Here is an 18,265-nt window from a genome sequence, read left to right on the forward strand (position 1 = left end):
AATCACTGTGCCATCCGTATCGGACACGGGGACGGCACTAGCGCGGCGTGTCGAAAAGGTGTACGAATTTCGAGGTGAGGTCATGGAAGCGGTTCGTGGAGACCGCGCGATCCGGTGAGGCGCCCATGTCCTTCTCGCCGTCGGCGGCACGGAGGTCACCGGGCCCGTCACCGGTGGATCGCCGCGCCGCCCGCATCCGGCGTCCCGCTTCCTCGCCGTGGCGGGCAGTCAGCGACCCTGCGACGGTAGCGAAGACGATCTGATCCGCAGTCTTCTCGCCGGCGCGCAGCGCGACCATATCCGAAAGGTACCGGAAGAGCACCGCGACCATCGCCGCCGTTGGCACCGCGAGGAATGCCCCTATGATGCCGAACATGCCACCCCCGACGGTGACGGAGACCAGCACGATCACCGGATGCAGATTCATCGCCTTCGATTGGAGCCAGGGAGAGAGAACGTAGCCCTCGAACTGCTGGACCGCGATCGCGAGGATCAGCACCAGGACCGCTTCGGTCATTCCGAGGGACACGAACGCGATGAGGACTGCCAACGCTCCCGCGACGACGGCCCCGACGATGGGGATGAATCCGGCGATGAAGGTGAGCACAGCGAGCACGAGCGCCATCGGTACCCCGATCAGCACGAGGCCGAGGCCGATGAACAGTGCGTCCATCAATGCGACGACCGCCTGTGCGCGGATGAACCCCGACAGGGTGTTCCAGGAACGGGTCAGAAGTTCGGTCAGGTGCCAGCCGATCCTCGGCCCCGTGACCTCCCGCAGCCAGGGCAGGAAACGGTCGCCGTCCTTGAGGAAGAAGAACGTCAGCACGAGTACAATGCCGAGCATGATGAGGATCGTTGAGGCTACCCCGAGTCCGGCGAAGATCTCCCCGGCGATCGTCGAGGCCTGCTTCTGCATCCACGTCGCACCCTCAGCGAGCCAGTCACCCAGATCGCTTCCCTGGAACTCGACTGGTGGGTCCTGCAGCCACAGCTGGACCCGCTGGACGCCCTCAAACGCCTGGTAGTAGAGAGCCTGCGATTGTCGGGCGACACTGGGTGCCATCAGCGCGATCATCCCGCTGAATAGCGCGAGGGTCCCGAGAATCGTGATGATCGCGGCCAGCGCGCCGGGCACTCCGTGCCGCCGGAGCCAGTAGGCGGGCTGGTAGAGCACGGAGGAGACGATCAGGGCGAGAACGACCGGCAGAACCCCCTGCCAGACCTTCAGTAGAACGAACCCGACCATGTAGGTGGCGGCGGAGACGATCAGCAGGCGGAGACACCACGCCGCGAACTCGCGTAGTCCTTCGGCGATGATCACCGACCGGTCGATGGGGGCGTCGGGCTGGAACTCCTCGAATGTACGGGAGGCTTCATTGACAAGGGCGTCCATCCCGTGCAAAGACTGATCGGCTGTCGGATGTGGCGAAGCCGCCGAATCGAAGGACCCGGACAGCATTGAGCTGTCTCCGGGCCTGATGCCGGAGACGCGGTCGGAGGAATCGCGGGCGTCGGTCACAGCCACTATATTGCCCTAAATCGGTGTGTTCCTGAACACGGTGGACCGATGTTGGCAATGGAGTTGATGATCAGGGCTTCTCCTTCTGTCCTAGGAACGGGAAACCCGCCCTTGGCCGTGGGGACGGTCAGGGCGGGTTTTCGGTCGGGGTCGGACCGTCTAGTCGGTGTTGCGGGCCGGGGGACCGGCCTTCTCCTGCTCGATCAGGACGTCGTCCGTCGCGAGGTGCGAGTCGCCGAGGATCCCGGAGGAGTCATCGGGGTGCTTGCGCAGGGCGAGGATGCTCACCAGGAGGCCGCCCCAGATGACCACCATGAACAGGATCATCATCATGATTGCGATACCACTCATTTGCGGGCTCCTAACTGTTCGATCGCGAAGCCTGCGTGCCGCGGGCGTTCCGGATCGTATTTCTGCGGGGTGGTGATCTCGAGCTGCAGGTCGGGGTCGACGCCGAAGTCGGAACCGGGGGGACCGACAAGGGCGATGTTTCCGCGCCACGGGACGAGGCTCATAACGAGGGCAGTAGTCAGGATCAGGGCGACAACACCCCAGCCCCAGACATTCACCTGAATGGTGGTGTATCCACCGTAGTTCTCCTGGATCAGGCTGATCAGTTCCTGCAGCAGCGTGTAGCCCAGAACGATCGTCGTGATGTTCACGACGCAGATGCGCCACAGGTTACCGACCCGGAAGCTGGAGACCGCGTTGAGGTGGAGAGCCATCTCATCCGATCGACGCAGAACCCAGTCCACGATGATGATCGCGATCAGTGCGATGCCGACGATGCCGATGTTGTTCACGAACTTGTCCATGATGTCCAGGGTTGCGAGACCGGAGGTCGTGGCGAACAAGGTCAGGGAAATCAACGTCATGAGAACACCGACACCCAAAGCGGTGGCCTTGCGGGGTAGAGCGAGCTTGTCCTTCACAGCGGAGACAACGACCTCAAGAAGGGAGAACAAAGACGTGAAACCGGCCACGGTGAGGCAACCGAAGAACATGACACCGAAGACGGGGCCGAGAGGCATCTGGTTGATGATCGCCGGGAACGCGATGAACGCCAGACCGATGCCGGAGGTCGCGACCTCGTCGACGGGAACGTTCTGCTGGACAGCCATGTAGCCGAGGGCCGAGAACACGCCGATGCCGGCGAGAACCTCGAAGGAGGAGTTCGCGAATGCGGTCACCAGGCCGGTGCCGGTCAGGTTGGTGCGCGGCTTGAGGTAGGAGGAGTACGTCAGCATGATGCCGAAGCAGATCGACAGGGAGAAGAAGATCTGGCCGTACGCGGCGACCCACACGCCCGGATCGCTCAGCGCGGCCCAGTTCGGGGTGAAGAAGGCGTCGAGACCCTCAGCGGCGCCCTCCAGGGTGACGGAGTAGCCGACCACGAGGATGAAGAGCACGGTCAGGATCGGCATGAACACCTTGGAGATGCGTCCGATGCCCTCGTCCACGCCCATCGCGAGAACGATGATCGCCAGAACCCAGACGAAAGCGAGTGCGAGAGCGATCTGCGGCACGATGTCCATCGAGACCATCTGTGTGCTGTCAAACTTCAGGAAGTCCTCGAAGAAGTACGTGTTGGGGTCATCGCCCCATGCCGTGTTGAAGGATTTCAGGGTGTAGAGAGCCGCCCAACCGATGATGGCGGCATAGTAGATGGTGATGATGAAGCAGATGCCCACCTGAACCCAGCCGACGGGCTCCGCCCAGGTCCGCAGACGACGGTAGGCGAGGGGGGCGGAACCACGGAACCTGTGGCCCAACGCGTAGTCGAGGAAGAGGAGTGGGATACCCGCGGTGATCAGAGCCACCATGTAAGGAATCAGGAATGCGCCGCCACCGTTTTCATAGGCGACGTAGGGGAAGCGCCAAATATTACCCAGGCCCACAGCGGAACCGATCGCCGCAAGCAGGAACGCTATGCGGGTGGAAAATACTTCGCGACCTTGAGAAGTGTCAGCAGCCATTGCCGGCCTTTCGGATCAAGTCGGATGAGGAGATACCGCGGCGATCGGTGGGCGTCGGGGTGGTGACTGGGATTACGACCGCGGTCAAATGTCCGGCGCAGGTGTCGGTGGCAGGGGTGGCGCCATGCCGATTACCTTCAGCGCGTTCTACGGTTTTTCTTAACCTGGAATGACTCTAGCAGCTCATTTCATTGGGTAAAACATGCCGTCCACCAAATGAGAGCCTGGGTGTAGCGGATGACAAGCGCTTTATGACGCATCGCCACTCCTCCCGGCATGCTGCGAGTCCGGTGATATCCTGCGTGCTGCTCAGCGGTTGATAGGATAAGCGACTGTGAGCCTTACTCTTGGAATCGTCGGACTGCCCAACGTCGGCAAGTCAACCCTGTTCAACGCGCTGACCCGCAACGATGTGCTGGCGGCGAACTACCCGTTCGCCACCATCGAGCCCAACGTCGGGCTGGTCGAACTGCCGGACGCGCGACTCAAGCGTCTCGCCGAGATCTTCGGATCCGAGCGCATCCTGCCCGCGACCGTCTCCTTCGTCGACATCGCGGGCATCGTCAAGGGCGCCTCCCAGGGGGAGGGCATGGGCAACAAGTTCCTTGCCAACATCCGCGAATCCGACGCCATCTGCCAGGTCGTCCGAGTATTCAGCGACGACGACGTCATCCACGTCGACGGACGAGTCGACCCCGTCAGCGACATGGCCGTCATCGAGTCCGAACTCATCCTCGCGGACCTCGAGACCATCGAGAAGGCCATACCGCGCCTGGAGAAGGAAGCCCGCAAGGACAAGTCCAAGGCCGCCGAGGTCGAGGCCGTCAAGAAGGCGCAGACGATCCTCGAGGACGACCGCACCCTGTTCAAGGCCAAGGACGAGATCGACCTCGGAACGCTGCGCGAACTCCACCTGCTCACCGCGAAGCCGTTCCTCTACGTCTTCAACGCCGACGAGACCGTACTCACCGACGAGGACCGCAAGCAGGAACTCCGCGACCTCGTCGCACCCGCCGACTGCGTCTTCCTCGACGCCAAGACCGAGACAGAGCTCCTCGAACTCGACGAGGAAGAAGCCGCCGAGCTCCTCGAATCCGTCGGCCAGCACGAACCCGGCCTGCACTCCCTCGCCCGCGCCGGCTTCGACACCCTCGGCCTGCAGACCTACCTCACCGCAGGCCCCAAGGAATCCCGGGCCTGGACGATCCACAAGGGCGACACCGCCCCCCAGGCCGCCGGCGTGATCCACTCCGACTTCGAACGCGGCTTCATCAAGGCCGAGATCGTCGCCTTCACCGACCTCGACGAAGCCGGCTCCATGGCGGAAGCCAAGGCACGTGGCAAGGTCCGCCAGGAAGGCAAGGACTACGTCATGGCCGACGGCGACGTGGTGGACTTCAAGTTCAACGTTTAGCCAACTGTCCATCACTGGTTCTGTGATTTCCGGCCCGCGCAGCACCCGTGCTGGGCACGGGGCAGGATGTGGAACCGGAGCCCTCCCGGATCATGGAACTGGACTTTAACGCCTGGCGTCAATGACGGATTCCGTTATACACTGCTGATGTGATCAGATCGTTCGGCAACAGGGACACCGAGCATATCTGGCAGGAGAAGTACGTCAGGAGCATCGATCGGACGGTTCAGCGGAAGGCCCTCAGGAAACTCGAGCTCATCCACGCTGCCAAGGATGTTTCGGATCTGCGAATACCTCCGGGTAACCGGCTGGAGCGCCTGATCGGTGACCGACGAGGACAATACAGTATTCGTGTCAACGCCCAGTGGCGTATCTGTTTCATCTGGAGGAAGGGATGTGCGGACGATGTCGAACTCGTCGACTATCACTGAAACCGATCTGATCAGTCCGATTCACCCCGGGGAGATTCTCATGGAGGACTTCATTGAAGGCTTCGGCATCAGCCAGAACAAGCTCGCCGTGGAGATCGGGGTTCCGCCCCGGAGAATCAATGAGATAGTGCACGGTAAGCGAGGTATCACCGCCGATACTGCGATCCGGTTGGCTCGATACTTCGGTACCTCCGAGGAGTTTTGGATGAACCTGCAGGCGAACTACGAGCTACGTATGCGGCGGAGGGCCCTGGGTGGATCGATCGCCGGTATCAAGCCTCTGCAGGTTGCGTGACATCAGGCGGCTACGGTGTCCGCTGGATGAGAGGATGAGTTCCGACGGTGGCGCCTGTTCCGGATAGTTGACCTCGGGGTGTCCCGGAGAGCATCGCCGGATTTTCCCTTCCCTCACGCAAGAGGGCCCACATTTTCCTGCGGAGAGACCGCGGGCCCCGATAGGTCGTGTCGAACCATCTTCGTCAGGAGTGGGTGGGCCCACAAGCACCCCTACACTTCTTTCATGATCAGTTCTGTTCCGGTTGACTCGAATGCGCCTAAGTACGTCCACGGCCATGACTCCGCGACCCTCGCCTCGCACACGGTGCGAACCGCCGCGAACTCCTGCGGCTATCTCCTGCCGCACCTGAAACCGGGAATGAGTGTTCTCGACATTGGCTGCGGCCCCGGAAGCATCACTCTCGACCTGGCGGAGATCGTTGGCCCGGAGGGGCGTGTGATCGGCCTCGAGAACACCGCCGAACCACTGGGTGCCGCCCGGCAGATGGCTGAAGGTCGAGGGGATTCGGGGATCCGCTTCGTGGTGGGGGATGTTCTTCAGCTTCCGTTCCCGGACGGATCGTTCGAGGTGGTGCACGCATCAGGTGCTCCAGCATGTCGTTGACTCCGTGAGGGCGCTGACGGAGATGCACAGGGGCTGCGCTCTGGGTGGGGATGTCGCGGTACGGGACGCCGATTACGCGGCGATGTCCTGGTATCCGGAGTACCGGGGAATAGAACGGTGGCTGCACACGTACCGGGAGCTCGCGAAGCGCAGTGGCGGAGAGCCGGACGCGGGGCGTCATCTTCGTGCCTGGGCTAACGCCGCAGGACTCGCCGATCCCGTCATCACGACCAGCGCATGGACGTACGCGGACACGGCCAGTTGCCGGTGGTGGGGCAATAGCCAGGCCGACCGCATCTCCGGGGCGATCTTCCGTGATCGGGCGGCCACCGTTTTGGGGATGACTGATGGGGATCTGGACGAGATGGTGAGGGCGTGGCGAAGCTGGGCTGACCATCCGGATTCGTGTTTCATGATGACCCACGGTGAGATGATCGTCTTCCGCTGAACGAGCGGGATCTTCCGGTGATCCGTGACCGAAGGGTGGTGTGAGCGGATTCTCCTCGGGAGTTGATCCGGAACTCGGTACAGGAGACTCTCATGTTGTCGCCCCAACAGCCTGATACCGGTCAGCGGTGCGTGTTCCGTGCGCTGCCGGGGTGCCTGATGGAACAGGTGCAGGAGCAACCGTCGTCGATACCCTGACCGTCGGTCGAACTGGGCCTCTCCGGCTGTGGTTCCGCCACTTACCTAAGGCAATACGTCGTTGCGGAGGTCGACTCAAAGCGAGCATGATCCAGGTATGTCGTTAAACAAAACTGCGGAATTCGGTGCACCGACAGATGGTGTGGTGAAGCGTCCGCTCATAACGCTCCTGGGGCCGGCGTTCATCGCCGCGGTCGCCTACGTCGATCCGGGCAATGTCGCGGCGAACATCTCCGCCGGGGCGACGTACGCCTACCTGCTCGTCTGGGTGCTCGTGTTGTCCAACGCGATGGCCGTGCTGATCCAGTACCAGAGCGCCAAGCTCGGTCTGGTCACGGGCAGGTCCCTGCCGGAACTGCTGGGGGAGAGGCTCGGCAAGGGCCGGCGGCTGGCTTTCTGGGGCCAGGCGGAGCTCGTCGCCGCCGCGACCGATCTCGCTGAGGTCGTCGGCGGGGCGATCGCGCTGAATCTCCTGTTCGATCTGCCGCTCGTCGTCGGTGGAGCCATCGTCGGCGCCATCTCGATGGGGCTGCTTTTGTTCCAGAATCCCGATCACCAGCGACACTTCGAGTTCATCATCATCGGTCTGCTGCTCATCATCACCGTGGGTTTCCTGAGTGGCCTGGTCATCAGCCCGCCGTCCGCCACCGGGGTGCTCGGTGGTCTGGTGCCGCGTTTCGAGGACACCAATTCGGTCCTGTTGGCGGCCTCCATGCTGGGGGCGACCGTCATGCCGCACGCCATCTATCTGCATTCCAGCCTGGTCAACCACCGGTTCCCGAAACTCGGGCGTGATCTGCCGGGGCTGTTGAAGGCGACGAAGCACGATGTGGTGTGGGCCCTGGTTCTCGCCGGCACCATCAACATCGCGCTGCTGCTGCTGGCGGCGTCGGCACTCGGTGGGGTTCCCGGAACCGACAGTATCGAGGGGGCGCACCACGCGATTGAGCAGGCGCTGGGCCCGGTGATCGGTGTCATCTTCGCCATCGGTTTGCTCGCCTCCGGTCTGGCGTCCACCTCCGTCGGTGCCTACGCCGGCTCGGAGATCATGGCTGGTCTCCTGCACGTCCGGGTTCCGCTGGTCCTCCGCCGGGCGATCACCCTGATTCCCGCCCTGCTGATTCTCTGGCTCTACCCGGACCCGAGCTGGGCGCTGGTTCTCTCCCAGGTCGCGCTGTCCTTCGGTATCCCCTTCGCGATCATCCCATTGGCGCGGATGACCTCCGGGCGGGAGTTGATGGGGCAGTGGCGGGACAACGTGTGGGTGCGTTCGGCGATGGCCGCGATCTCGGTGGCTATCGTGGCCCTCAACTTCCTGCTCATCTACCTGACGTTCGTGCAGTAGACCGAGCCGGCATCACAGTGCGGGAGCGCCCTGCGGAAGTGACGTATCATCGGAGTTCCGCGGTCGGAGGTCAACCGGCCGCCACGTTGACCGGCCCGTCACGGGCCGACTGAAAACACAGGAGAAAACACACCATGTTCGGTGCCACCGTCACCTTCACTGTCCTCGCCATCTGCACGGCTGTCGCCGGTTTCTTCACCTGGGAGCGCAACAAGGGGCTGTCGTTCCTTCTCGGGGGAGCGACGATCGTTCTTTCCTCGATCGCCCTGATCCTGGCGTTCGTCGGCGCGGTCGTCGGATTCTTCAAGTTCCTGCCGATCCTGCTCCTACTCGTCGGCTGTTACATCCTCTACCGCCGACTCGGTTCCGCCCGCTAGTTTTTCGCGTGTCGGAGAGGGCTCTGTATCCCGGTACCGGGATACAGAGCCCTCTCCGTGTGCGTGTCAGTGTTTCTTCTTCCCGAACGGCAAGTTGTGGATGATCCCGAACACGATCGCGCCCCAGGCCAGGCCGAGGACCATGGAGAAGAACGTGTTGACGATCCATGCCGCGGCGCCACCGACGCCCGACCAGCCGCGTACGGCCTCCTCCACGTGGTGCACGAACCCGTACGGTGCGTGGAGCCCGAACTCGTCGATTCCGACGAGGATGATGTGCCCACCGACCCACAGCATCGCGAAGGTCCCGATCACGGCGATGAGATCCAGGACCTTCGGCATGGCTGAGACCAGCGCCCGGCCGAACTTCTTCGACCGGCGGCTGGGGCGTTTCGCCAGCTTCAGGCCGACGTCATCCATCTTGATCAGGACGGCCACCGCCCCGTAGACGAGGGCCGTGATGAATAGGGCGACGATGACCAGCACGGAGGTCCGGGTCCAGAACGGTTCGGTCGCGACCTCGTTGAGGGAGATCACCATGATCTCCGCGCTGAGAATGAGGTCTGTGGTGATCGCGCCCCTCACCAACCGGTCCTCCGCGTCTGGACCGGATTCGCGGACCGGGGTGTCGTGCCCCTGACCGGAATCGAAGAACTTCTCCCATACCTTTTCCGCGCCCTCGTAGCTGAGGTAGGTTCCGCCGAGCATCAGGATGGGGGTGAGGATCCAGGGGGCTACCGCGCTGAGCAGCAGTGCCAGCGGCAGGATGATGATGAGTTTGTTGAACAGTGAACCCTTGGTGATCCGCCAGATGATGGGCAGTTCCCTGGCTGGACGTACCCCCTGGACGAACCGTGGGGTCACTGCGGCGTCGTCGACGACGACTCCGGCGGCTTTCGCGCTGGTGCGGCCGGCTGCAGCCGCGACATCATCGACGCTGGCTGCGGCTGTCCGGGCGATGAGTGCCACATCGTCGAGGAGGGCTGCCAGTCCGCCGGCCATCAGAGGGCCCGCAGCCGGTCTGTGAGCTGTGCATGCATGGGCACAGTATTACTGATGCGCGCCGCCATCGGCGAATGCGTCAGGTCCACAGATGACCGGGTCGGGTCGGTTCTCCAGGCGGATGTCGCCGGGGGCGTGGATCATGGTTGCCTGCATGTCACGACATGGTGCGTGGCGGACTTCCCGGCTATCGCAGTGTGGCCTCGGTGCCGAGCACGATTCCCGCCATGATGAGCGCCAGTCCTCCCACGGCGAGAAACGTGACGACGAAGAAGAAGGGATCGACGGTCGGGGGCCTGCGGACATCGCCGGTGCCGTGCTTCGTGACGAACAGATCGACCTTCTGGCCCACCTGTTCCCGGGCGAAGGAGGTGTGGTGTGGGTCGGTCCACTGATGGAGGCCACCGTCGGGACCCGTGAAGGTGATCACCGCACACCGGAATGGATCATCGGCGGGCGCGCCGGGACGCCGAATCGCATCGATGACGGTGCCCTCGGTGCGGTACCAGCCCCGTCGCAGCCGGATGCGGCGGAAGACGAGACCCGCGGCGGCGGCGATTCCGAGCAATCCGATGCCGAGGAGTGCAGCTGCGTCGAGAAGTCCACTGGTCATGTCTGAAGAACCTACCCTCGCGGAGGGTTTGGCGGTACCGTCAGAAGTGCACAAATGGAGATTCGCTGTGGCGCCACCCTGTCCACCCGATCTCCTTCTGACGACCTGACACCCGAGGGGTTGGATATATGAACACACACGTGAACAAACTCGTCATCGTAGGACTGGGGCACGTTGGCTCCTATGTCCTCGCGGATGCGGTCGCATCCGGGCTCTACGGCGAGATCGCGCTGATCGACACCGCCGACGGGGTAGCACTCGGTGAGGCCTTGGACCAGCATCACGCGACCGCACTCAATACGAGGGTCAACGTCGATGTCCACGCCGGTGACTACGGCGACTGCGCGGACGCCGACGTCGTCATCGTCGCGGCGGGCCCGTCGATCGTCCCCTCGGAGAAAAACAGGGTACCGGATCGCGCCGAGCTCGCGAAGACGAACGCCGCGGTGATCCGCCAGGTGATGGGCGACATCGCCGCGGTGACGCTCGATCCGGTCGTCATCGTGATCACAAACCCCTGCGACACGATGGCCCATATCGCGGCGACGGAGTTCGGATTTCCCCGCGGGCGGGTGTTCGGTACCGGAACGATGCTGGATTCGGCGCGGATGCGGCGGCTCATCGCGGATCGCCACGGTATCGACCCGAGTTCCGTGCACGGGCTGATGCTCGGGGAGCACGGCCTGTCCGCTGTCCCGGCGTTGAGCCTGGTCTCTGTGGCGGGAGTACCGAATTCCGGACTCGGTGACGCGTTCGGCGGTGATCCCTATGAGCTGGATGAACTCGCCCACGAGGTCGTCCGGGCGGCGTACGACGTCTTCAACGCCAAGGGCTGGACGAACGCCGGAGTGGCGCAGTCCGCGATCGTGATGGCGCGGGCTGCGCTGCTCGATGAGCGTGCGGTGTACCCCGCGACGTATCCGCTGGACGGCGAGTACGGGTTGGACGGTGTATCGGTATCGTTGCCCTGTGTCATCGGTCGGGGAGGGGTCCTGCGCCGTGTCGCACCCGAGCTCGCCGAAGATGAGGAGGTGCTGTTGCGGACGTCGGTGGAGGCGGTACAGCGGGCGATGGCCGATGCTGGTGTACGGGTGAGGTGATCAGCCCGCGCTGACACCCGTGACCGTGATCGTGCTGATCCGTTCGGAGCCGCAGGTCGGTTGGTTCACGGGGAGCGTGAGCCATCTGGTGTCGTTCGGAGGGTAGATTTTCAGCTGCTGGGCTCGTTCGGTGGGTTCGCACGCCTCGGCGTTGTATGCGTACGGCTGGCTGAACCTGGTGGAGAACACCGCGGATGTACCGGTGTCCAACCGGACGGGGGAACCTTTCGCCCCGATCTCTCTGTCAGCTGCCGCTCCCACCTGGTTGCCTGCGGCGTCGATGAGAGACACACCCGGGTATCCGGACAGGGTACAGGGGTCACCGGTGTTCGTCAGCCGGATCACGTAGAAGGTGTGGCCGGCACCTGCGCTGGTGGAGTCGACGGTCGCGTCGAGCTGTTGTGCGGGACAGGTACGGGAGGGATCCTTCGGTACCGGTGTCAAGGACGTGGTTCCGGTGGCGATCGAGGGGCTGCTCCCCACGTCGAAGGTGCCTGCGAGCGTCATCTCGGACTGGTCGTGGTCGGCACAGCCAGTGATTAGGGCGGATACGGCGGTGAGGCATGCCAGTAGTATCGTGGCGTGCCGGGGTTCGCAGGTCGTCCGTCCGTGTAGCAGCTCGCCCATGGGGTCACTGGTTCTGCTGTGACTCATCATTACTTCAGGGTAGTCGCAAACTCCCCGCGCGGGAATCTCGGGCGCGGGACGGCCGTTCACCGGTCCCGGACGGACCAGTCGACCGGGTTACGGTATCCCGATGCTCTCTTTCGGGGGTGGTCGCCGGGAGAGTCGCAAAAATGGCGGCGGCATCGCAGCCTCGCGTCCGCCCGGAGTGGCCTGTATCATTGGCTCGGTCCCACGGGTGTCCGAGCGTGAATCGGGCTGAGACGTCGGTTGACCGCGAGGTGTGAACCCCGCGGCGCATCGGTGACCGTAACAACCTGATCCGGGTAATGCCGGCGCTAGGGAGATGAGGAAAACAATGAGCACTTCTGTGCCCGAAACCCGCACACCGATCACGGTCACCGCACCGTCAAAGAAGAGTTGGCGGGTGATCGACATCATCGCACTCGCCGTCCTGGGGGTCGCTGCAGGCCTCGTGTTCTGGGTCTACAACGGCCCCGGCGGCGCCTTCTATGAATCGATCAGCGCCGTCACCCCGGGATTCGGTGGCCTCGCCGTCGGCCCCTGGCTGTTCGCCGGTGTCCTCGGCGGTCTGGTGATCCGCAAGCCGGGTGCGGCGCTTCTGTGTGAGGTCATCGCCGCCTCCGTGTCCGCAGGGCTCGGCAACCAGTGGGGTATAAGCACCCTCTACTCGGGCATCGCGCAGGGGCTCGGGGCGGAGATCATCCTCGCGGTCTTCCTCTACCGCCGCTTCGGTCCGGTCGTCGCAGCGCTCGCGGGCGCCGGGGCAGGCGTCGGTGCGTGGATCCTCGAGGGATTCTTCTACGGGAACTTCGCCAAGTCGACCGAGTTCCAGGTCACTTACCTCGCCACACTCCTGGTTTCCGGCGCGGTCATCGCCGGCATCTGCTCCTGGCTCCTCGTCCGTGCCCTGGCCGCGACGGGTGCGCTGGACCGCTTCGCCGCGGGGCGTGAACGCCAGCGGCAGGTCTAGACCGTGGCACCGGATCCGTCGACCGGTGCCGGTCCCCGGGGAGCGGAGGTCCGCGCGGTCGGTTTCGGTTGGCGGCACGCGGGCCGTCTGCACCCCACAATCGCTGATCTCGACCTGGATATCGAACCGGGGCAGCGCATTCTGTTGCTCGGGGAGTCCGGCTCAGGGAAGTCCACCCTCCTCGCCGCGATCGCCGGGGTGCTCGGCGGTGATGACGAGGGCGATAGACAGGGAACACTACTCGTCGACGGACGTCCGCCCGAGCAGGCCCGTGGTGTCGTGGGAATGGTCCTGCAGGACCCGGACTCCCAGGTCATCTCTTCCCGGGTCGGGGACGATGTCGCCTTCGGCTGTGAGAATCTGGGCATCGGGCGCGCGGAGATCTGGTACCGGGTCGCCCGCGCACTGGATATGGTCGGACTCGATGTCCCACTGGACCATCCGACGGCCGAACTGTCGGGTGGACAGAAGCAACGGCTCGCTCTCGCCGGCGTCATCGCCATGGGTGCGCGCCTGATCCTGCTCGACGAGCCCACCGCGAACCTCGACCCGGAGGGCGTCGCCGAGGTCCGGGACGCCGTCAACCGCGTCGTGCAGGAGACTGGAGCCACCCTCATCGTCGTCGAGCACCGGGTGGAGATCTGGTCCGGTGTCGTCGACCGCGCACTCGTACTCGGCACCGCCGACCGCGGTCTGATCGCCGCCGGACCACTCGACGACGTGATCGCCGCAGAGGGTGCCCACCTTGCGGAGAACGGGGTCTGGGTCCCCGGAATACCCCTGGACCTCCCTTCCGCGGATCCCGTGGATGGCATCGACCTCGTTCCCGCGCTCAGCGCGGAGAAACTCACCGTCGGGTGGGAGGAGGGCCGGCCCGTGGGGGAGCCCCACGACCTGGTTCTCCCGGAAGGTCGGTCCACTGTGGTCACCGGACCGAACGGTGCCGGAAAGTCCACCCTCGCGCTCACGCTGGCAGGGCTGCTCGACCCCCTCGGTGGAACCGTCCACGTCGGTGAGCGTGTCGCAGCGGGACTGTCGGGTGGGCCGCACTTGTGGTCGTCCCGCGATCTGGCGACCCGTATCGGATTCGTGTTCCAGGATCCGGAACATCAGTTCGTCGCGCGGACGGTCCGTTCGGAACTGTTGATCGGTCCGGCCGTCACCGCAGGCGGGCGCGGTCGTCTCGGACTGTGGCGGAGGCTGACCGGCCACGCACCCGCGGATGCGGTCACCTCCGCCGACAGGGAGCGGGTGGACGAGCTCCTCGTGCGCCTGCGCCTCGACCATCTCGCGGAGGCCAATCCATTCTCCCTTTCCGGCGGGCAGAAACGTCGGTTGAGTGTGGCCACCGCGCTCGTCACCACCCCCTCGATCCTCATCCTCGATGAACCGACCTTCGGGCAGGACCGCCGGACGTTCACCGAACTGGTGCTGCTACTGCGCGGGCTCGTCGATTCCGGGGTGACGCTGGCATCGATCACCCACGACCGTCTGTTCGCGGGGGCTCTCGGGGACCACAGGATAGAGGTTGGGAAGCATGCCTGATCTCCTTGCGCGCACCAACCCGGTGGCCCGGATCGCGGGACTCGCCCTCCTGACCACGCCGTTGCTGCTGTCGATCGACGTTGTGTCCGCCGCCTGCTGCCTTGGTGCCATCCTCATCGCACTTCCGTTCACCGGGACGGAGATCCGGCGGCTGCCGATCCGTGCGTGGCCGCTGTTCCTGGCGGCACCGCTGTCGGGGATCTCGATGGTCCTGTACGGCCGACCGGAGGGCACCGAGTACCTCTCCTACGGCTGGATCCACGTGACGGATAATTCGATTCAGCTTGCGCTGGCGATCATGGTTCGCATCTTCGCCATCGGCCTGCCCGCCATCGTGATGATCGGGAGGACCGACCCGACGGATCTCGGGGACAGTCTCGCGCAGATCTGGCACCTGCCGGCGAAGTTCGTCATCGGCACGGTCGCCGGAGTCCGTCTGGCAACCCTGTTCAAGCGCGACTGGCAGGCGATGGGGAGGGCCCGACGGTCTCGGGGGCTTGCCGACGACGGCCGCATCGCCCGTGGTGTGACCATGCTCTTCGGTCTCCTCGTCCTTGCACTGCGACGCGGAGCCAAGCTGGCCACCGCCATGGAGGCCCGTGCGTTTGGTGCGGAGATCACCCGCACCTGGGCGAGGCCGACCCGGCTGCACCCGCGGGACTGGGTTCTGATGGGGGGTTGTCTCGCGGTCTCCCTGCTGTCGTTGGGCGTCGCGGTCGCCACCGGTGACTTCCGTTTCCTGGGGGTGTGATGGACGGGGCCGTCGTATTCGATGCCGCGGTAGATATGCTCGCCGACGCCTGCGCCCGGGGCGCCCGCACGATACTCATCGGCGGACGGTCGGGCTCCGGTAAGACCACGCTCGCCCGGGCGGTGGCGGAGCGGACCGGGCACAGGGTGGTGCACCTCGACGACTTCTATCCCGGTTGGGGTGGTTTGGTTGAGGGTAGTCGGATGGTTGCCCGCGATGTGCTCGCGCCGGTGAATCCCGGTTTCACCCGGTGGGATTGGGGGAACGACTGTCCCGGTGGGTGGGTGCCTCTGGAGCCCGGAGAGGCGCTCATCGTCGAGGGGGTGGGAACGCTGACTCCGGAGAATCTCCGCGCTGCGCGACGACGTGGCCCCTGTGTCACCGTCCGCGTTGATCTCGACGCGGAGACACGCCGGGCCCGCGCCCTGGCCCGTGACCCGGGATTCGGTGATTGGTGGGAATACTGGGCACGCCTGGAGGAACGGCATGCCGCGGATACTGCCAACGTTCTGTCCACCGTCGATCTCGTCGTCACCGGTAGATAGGATCATCCACCATGACAGTAATCCGTATCGCAGCCGTCGTCCTCCGCAACTCCGACGGGGAGGTTCTCAGTGTGCGTAAATGCGGAACCGATGCGTTCATGATGCCGGGAGGGAAAATCGAACCGCGTGAGACGGCCCGCGGGGCCGCAGTCCGGGAGATCTCGGAGGAACTCGGTCTCGACCTGGAACCCGGGGCTCTCACGTTTCTCGGGCGCTTCAGCGCGCGGGCCGCGAACGAAACCGGGTGCAGCGTCGACTGCGACGTATTCATTCACCACGACCCGTTGCGCCGGGTCCCGGACGTCCGGGCGGAGATCGCCGAGGCCCGCTTCTTCCCGGTCGGGTCGACGGCTCCTTCGTTGGCTCCACTCAGTCGTGAGGTGGTGTTCCCGGTATTGGCCGACATTTCCCGCTAAACCGGGGGATCGGGTGTCTGTCAGGCTCGACTCATCTGTCATTCACCGCCCGTATGCTAACGATTCAATAACGGACCCGCGTGCTGAATCGGCTGAGGAGTGGTGAAGGTGCAGGTCCGGACCGTTGGTCGTGCGGGTGGGGCCTGTGGTATCGGATCGCCTATGTGACAGTTGAGGGTAACGCTATCGATAATTGAGGTGGGTGACAGTTAAGATGACCCACAGTGAAACAGACAGTTGACAACGAGACAATACAACTGTCGGGTTCCCGTTCACCCATATTGGAGGTCCCCGCATGACTTTGAAGAAGACCATTGCCGCGATGACCGCGGCCGCACTTGCTGTATCCGTGTCCGCCTGCTCGTCCGACTCCGAGGGGGGCAGCGGCTCGGGCAGTGGTTCAGGCGGCAATTATGTCACTGCCTGGGGTTCTGAGCCGCAGAACCCGCTGGTTCCGCAGGACACCAACGAGACCGGTGGTGGGCGCATCGTCGAGAGTATCTTTGCGGGTCTGGTGTACTACGACGCAGAGGGTAAGCCGCACAATGACCTTGCTGAGTCCATCACTCCGGAGGATGGCAATAAGAAGTTCGTCATCAAGATCAAGGAGGGGGAGACCTTCTCTGACGGCTCCCCGGTGACGGCGAAGAACTTTGTGGACGCCTGGAATTATGCTGTCGAGAACGAAACCTTGTCCAGTTACTTCTTTGAGCCGATCGAAGGTTATGAGGACGGCAAACCGCTGACCGGACTCGAGATCAACGATGATCACACCTTCACCGTTACCTTGGCTCAGCCGGAAGCGGATTTCCCGCTGCGTCTCGGGTACTCCGCCTTCTATCCTCTGCCTGATTCAGCCTTCGAAGACATGGATGCCTTTGGCCAGGAACCGATCGGTAACGGCCCCTACAAGGTTGCGAAGTGGGCGCACAACCAGTCCCTGACGTTGGTTCCCAACGAGAACTACGACGGCGGACGCAAGGTGCAGAACGATGGCATCGAGTTCGTCTTCTACCCCAAACAGGACTCGGCCTATGCTGCACTCCTCGACGGTAACCTTGACGTCCTCGATGCAATTCCGGACTCTGCCTTCACCAAGTACAAGAATGAGCTCGACGGACGCTGGGTCAACGAGCCTTCAGCAGTCTTCCAGTCCTTCACCATCCCGGAGAAGCTGGAGCACTTTAGTGGTGATGAAGGTAAACTCCGCCGTGAGGCCATTTCAATGGCCATTAACCGCGAGGAGATTACCGACAAGATCTTCGACGGAACCCGGACTCCCGCGACGGATTTCTCATCCCCCGTGATTGACGGCCACAGTGATTCACTCAAGGGCTCCGACGTTCTCGACTACAACCCGGAGAAGGCCAAGGAACTGTGGCAGAAAGCCAACGAGATCTCCCCGTGGAGCGGTCAGTTCACCATCTCCTATAACGCTGATGGTGGACACCAGGCATGGGTCGATGCCGTGGCGAACTCTATCAAGAACACCCTCGACATCGACGCAGTGGGCAACCCCTACCCGGACTTCAAGTCCCTGCGCGATGACGTGACCAACCGCACGATCTCCGGTGCGTTCCGTACCGGTTGGCAGGCCGACTACCCGTCCGTGGGTAACTTCCTCGCTCCGATTTACGGTACCGGTGCCGGCTCCAACGACGGCGACTACTCTTCGGCGGAGTTCGACGAGAAGTTGAAGCAGGCCGCGAGTGCATCCAGTGTTGAGGAATCCACGAAGCTCTACAATGAGGCGCAGGAGATCCTGCTTCAGGACCTCCCCGTCATCCCGCTGTGGTACTCCAATGTCACGGCTGGTTGGTCCTCGGCTGTTGACAACGTCCAGTTCGGCTGGAACTCGCAGCCCATCTACTACGGGATCACCAAGAAGTAATCAGAGGTGCCGGTTCGCCCGGTACCACCGACTCCTCACCGACCGTAGTGCGATTCGTCCAACGGATCGGACCAGTACTCAGGTGAGCTGGGTTGACGCCAGGCCCCGGGTCTCCGTTTTCCGGCGACCCGGGGCCTGGCGCGGTAGCCCGGTGTTTTCCTCACCGGGATTGT

General features: G+C 63.7%; 20 protein-coding genes. 14 read left to right on the top strand and 6 right to left on the bottom strand.

What is annotated here, in order from left to right; genetic code table 11:
- Positions 1-37 precede the first annotated feature (37 nt).
- From JDV76_RS03755 to JDV76_RS03765, 3 genes are all read right to left on the bottom strand, one after another.
- Positions 38-1,462, bottom strand: coding sequence for an AI-2E family transporter (locus tag JDV76_RS03755; RefSeq protein WP_376993010.1), 1,425 nt, complete (start codon positions 1,460-1,462; stop codon positions 38-40).
- Positions 1,463-1,681: 219 nt separating this feature from the next.
- Positions 1,682-1,873, bottom strand: coding sequence for a methionine/alanine import NSS transporter subunit MetS (gene metS / locus JDV76_RS03760; protein WP_198735548.1), 192 nt, complete (start codon positions 1,871-1,873; stop codon positions 1,682-1,684).
- Positions 1,870-3,498 carry a sodium-dependent transporter gene (locus tag JDV76_RS03765; RefSeq protein WP_198735549.1) on the bottom strand — a complete coding sequence of 543 codons (1,629 nt, stop codon included), beginning with the start codon at positions 3,496-3,498 and terminating at the stop codon, positions 1,870-1,872. The genes metS and JDV76_RS03765 overlap by 4 nt, the downstream gene beginning before the upstream one ends.
- Positions 3,499-3,832: 334 nt before the next feature.
- Here JDV76_RS03765 and ychF point away from each other — a divergent pair, with 334 nt between their 5' ends.
- The 7 genes from ychF (at position 3,833) to JDV76_RS03795 (ending at position 8,611) form a co-directional block, all read left to right on the top strand.
- Positions 3,833-4,912, top strand: a complete 1,080-nt coding sequence (gene ychF, locus JDV76_RS03770; RefSeq protein WP_198735550.1) for a redox-regulated ATPase YchF — start codon at positions 3,833-3,835, stop codon at positions 4,910-4,912.
- A 149-nt stretch (positions 4,913-5,061) separates the two neighbouring features.
- Positions 5,062-5,343: a type II toxin-antitoxin system RelE/ParE family toxin gene (locus tag JDV76_RS03775; RefSeq protein WP_198735551.1), complete on the top strand. Its 282-nt coding sequence runs from the start codon at positions 5,062-5,064 to the stop codon at positions 5,341-5,343.
- Positions 5,318-5,638 carry a HigA family addiction module antitoxin gene (locus JDV76_RS03780; protein ID WP_198735552.1) on the top strand — a complete coding sequence of 107 codons (321 nt, stop codon included), beginning with the start codon at positions 5,318-5,320 and terminating at the stop codon, positions 5,636-5,638. Before JDV76_RS03775 ends, JDV76_RS03780 begins: the two co-directional genes overlap by 26 nt.
- A 225-nt stretch (positions 5,639-5,863) precedes the next feature.
- A complete protein-coding gene (locus tag JDV76_RS12495) occupies positions 5,864-6,244 on the top strand; it encodes a methyltransferase domain-containing protein (protein ID WP_232958817.1) in 381 nt (126 codons plus the stop codon).
- Complete coding sequence (locus JDV76_RS12500; RefSeq protein WP_232958818.1) at positions 6,225-6,692, top strand: methyltransferase domain-containing protein; 468 nt, start codon at positions 6,225-6,227, stop codon at positions 6,690-6,692. Before JDV76_RS12495 ends, JDV76_RS12500 begins: the two co-directional genes overlap by 20 nt.
- A 294-nt stretch (positions 6,693-6,986) precedes the next feature.
- Entirely contained in the window at positions 6,987-8,234 is a 1,248-nt protein-coding gene (locus JDV76_RS03790) for an Nramp family divalent metal transporter (RefSeq protein WP_198735553.1), read from the top strand.
- A gap of 134 nt (positions 8,235-8,368) precedes the next feature.
- On the top strand, positions 8,369-8,611 hold the full coding sequence (locus JDV76_RS03795; protein ID WP_198735554.1) for a hypothetical protein: 243 nt from the start codon (positions 8,369-8,371) through the stop codon (positions 8,609-8,611).
- A gap of 66 nt (positions 8,612-8,677) precedes the next feature.
- Here the strand turns inward: JDV76_RS03795 and JDV76_RS03800 are convergent, their stop codons facing one another.
- The gene (locus JDV76_RS03800; protein ID WP_198735555.1) at positions 8,678-9,613 is read right to left on the bottom strand and encodes a DUF808 domain-containing protein; all 936 of its coding nucleotides are present in this window, start codon (positions 9,611-9,613) and stop codon (positions 8,678-8,680) included.
- 187 nt (positions 9,614-9,800) lie between these two features.
- Entirely contained in the window at positions 9,801-10,226 is a 426-nt protein-coding gene (locus JDV76_RS03805; protein ID WP_198735556.1) for a DUF3592 domain-containing protein, read from the bottom strand.
- 128 nt (positions 10,227-10,354) lie between these two features.
- Here JDV76_RS03805 and JDV76_RS03810 point away from each other — a divergent pair, with 128 nt between their 5' ends.
- Entirely contained in the window at positions 10,355-11,326 is a 972-nt protein-coding gene (locus JDV76_RS03810) for a lactate/malate family dehydrogenase (RefSeq protein ID WP_232958819.1), read from the top strand.
- On the opposite strand, the gene JDV76_RS03815 is transcribed toward JDV76_RS03810, so the two are convergent.
- A complete protein-coding gene (locus JDV76_RS03815; protein WP_198735557.1) occupies positions 11,327-11,953 on the bottom strand; it encodes a DUF4232 domain-containing protein in 627 nt (208 codons plus the stop codon).
- Positions 11,954-12,308: 355 nt separating this feature from the next.
- Between JDV76_RS03815 and JDV76_RS03820 the strand changes: the two genes are divergently transcribed.
- The 6 genes from JDV76_RS03820 (at position 12,309) to JDV76_RS03845 (ending at position 18,092) form a co-directional block, all read left to right on the top strand.
- On the top strand, positions 12,309-12,944 hold the full coding sequence (locus JDV76_RS03820; protein ID WP_198735558.1) for an ECF transporter S component: 636 nt from the start codon (positions 12,309-12,311) through the stop codon (positions 12,942-12,944).
- 3 nt (positions 12,945-12,947) lie between these two features.
- A complete protein-coding gene (locus tag JDV76_RS03825; protein WP_198735559.1) occupies positions 12,948-14,489 on the top strand; it encodes an ATP-binding cassette domain-containing protein in 1,542 nt (513 codons plus the stop codon).
- Positions 14,482-15,240, top strand: a complete 759-nt coding sequence (locus JDV76_RS03830; protein ID WP_198735560.1) for an energy-coupling factor transporter transmembrane component T family protein — start codon at positions 14,482-14,484, stop codon at positions 15,238-15,240. The genes JDV76_RS03825 and JDV76_RS03830 overlap by 8 nt, the downstream gene beginning before the upstream one ends.
- Entirely contained in the window at positions 15,240-15,785 is a 546-nt protein-coding gene (locus JDV76_RS03835; RefSeq protein WP_232958820.1) for a nucleoside/nucleotide kinase family protein, read from the top strand. The genes JDV76_RS03830 and JDV76_RS03835 overlap by 1 nt, the downstream gene beginning before the upstream one ends.
- A gap of 11 nt (positions 15,786-15,796) precedes the next feature.
- Positions 15,797-16,201, top strand: coding sequence for an NUDIX hydrolase (locus tag JDV76_RS03840; protein ID WP_198735561.1), 405 nt, complete (start codon positions 15,797-15,799; stop codon positions 16,199-16,201).
- A 295-nt stretch (positions 16,202-16,496) separates the two neighbouring features.
- Positions 16,497-18,092, top strand: coding sequence for a peptide ABC transporter substrate-binding protein (locus tag JDV76_RS03845; RefSeq protein ID WP_198735562.1), 1,596 nt, complete (start codon positions 16,497-16,499; stop codon positions 18,090-18,092).
- The last annotated feature ends 173 nt before the right edge of the window (positions 18,093-18,265 follow it).

This window comes from Corynebacterium marambiense (assembly GCF_016342275.1).
GTDB classification, from domain to species: domain Bacteria; phylum Actinomycetota; class Actinomycetes; order Mycobacteriales; family Mycobacteriaceae; genus Corynebacterium; species Corynebacterium marambiense.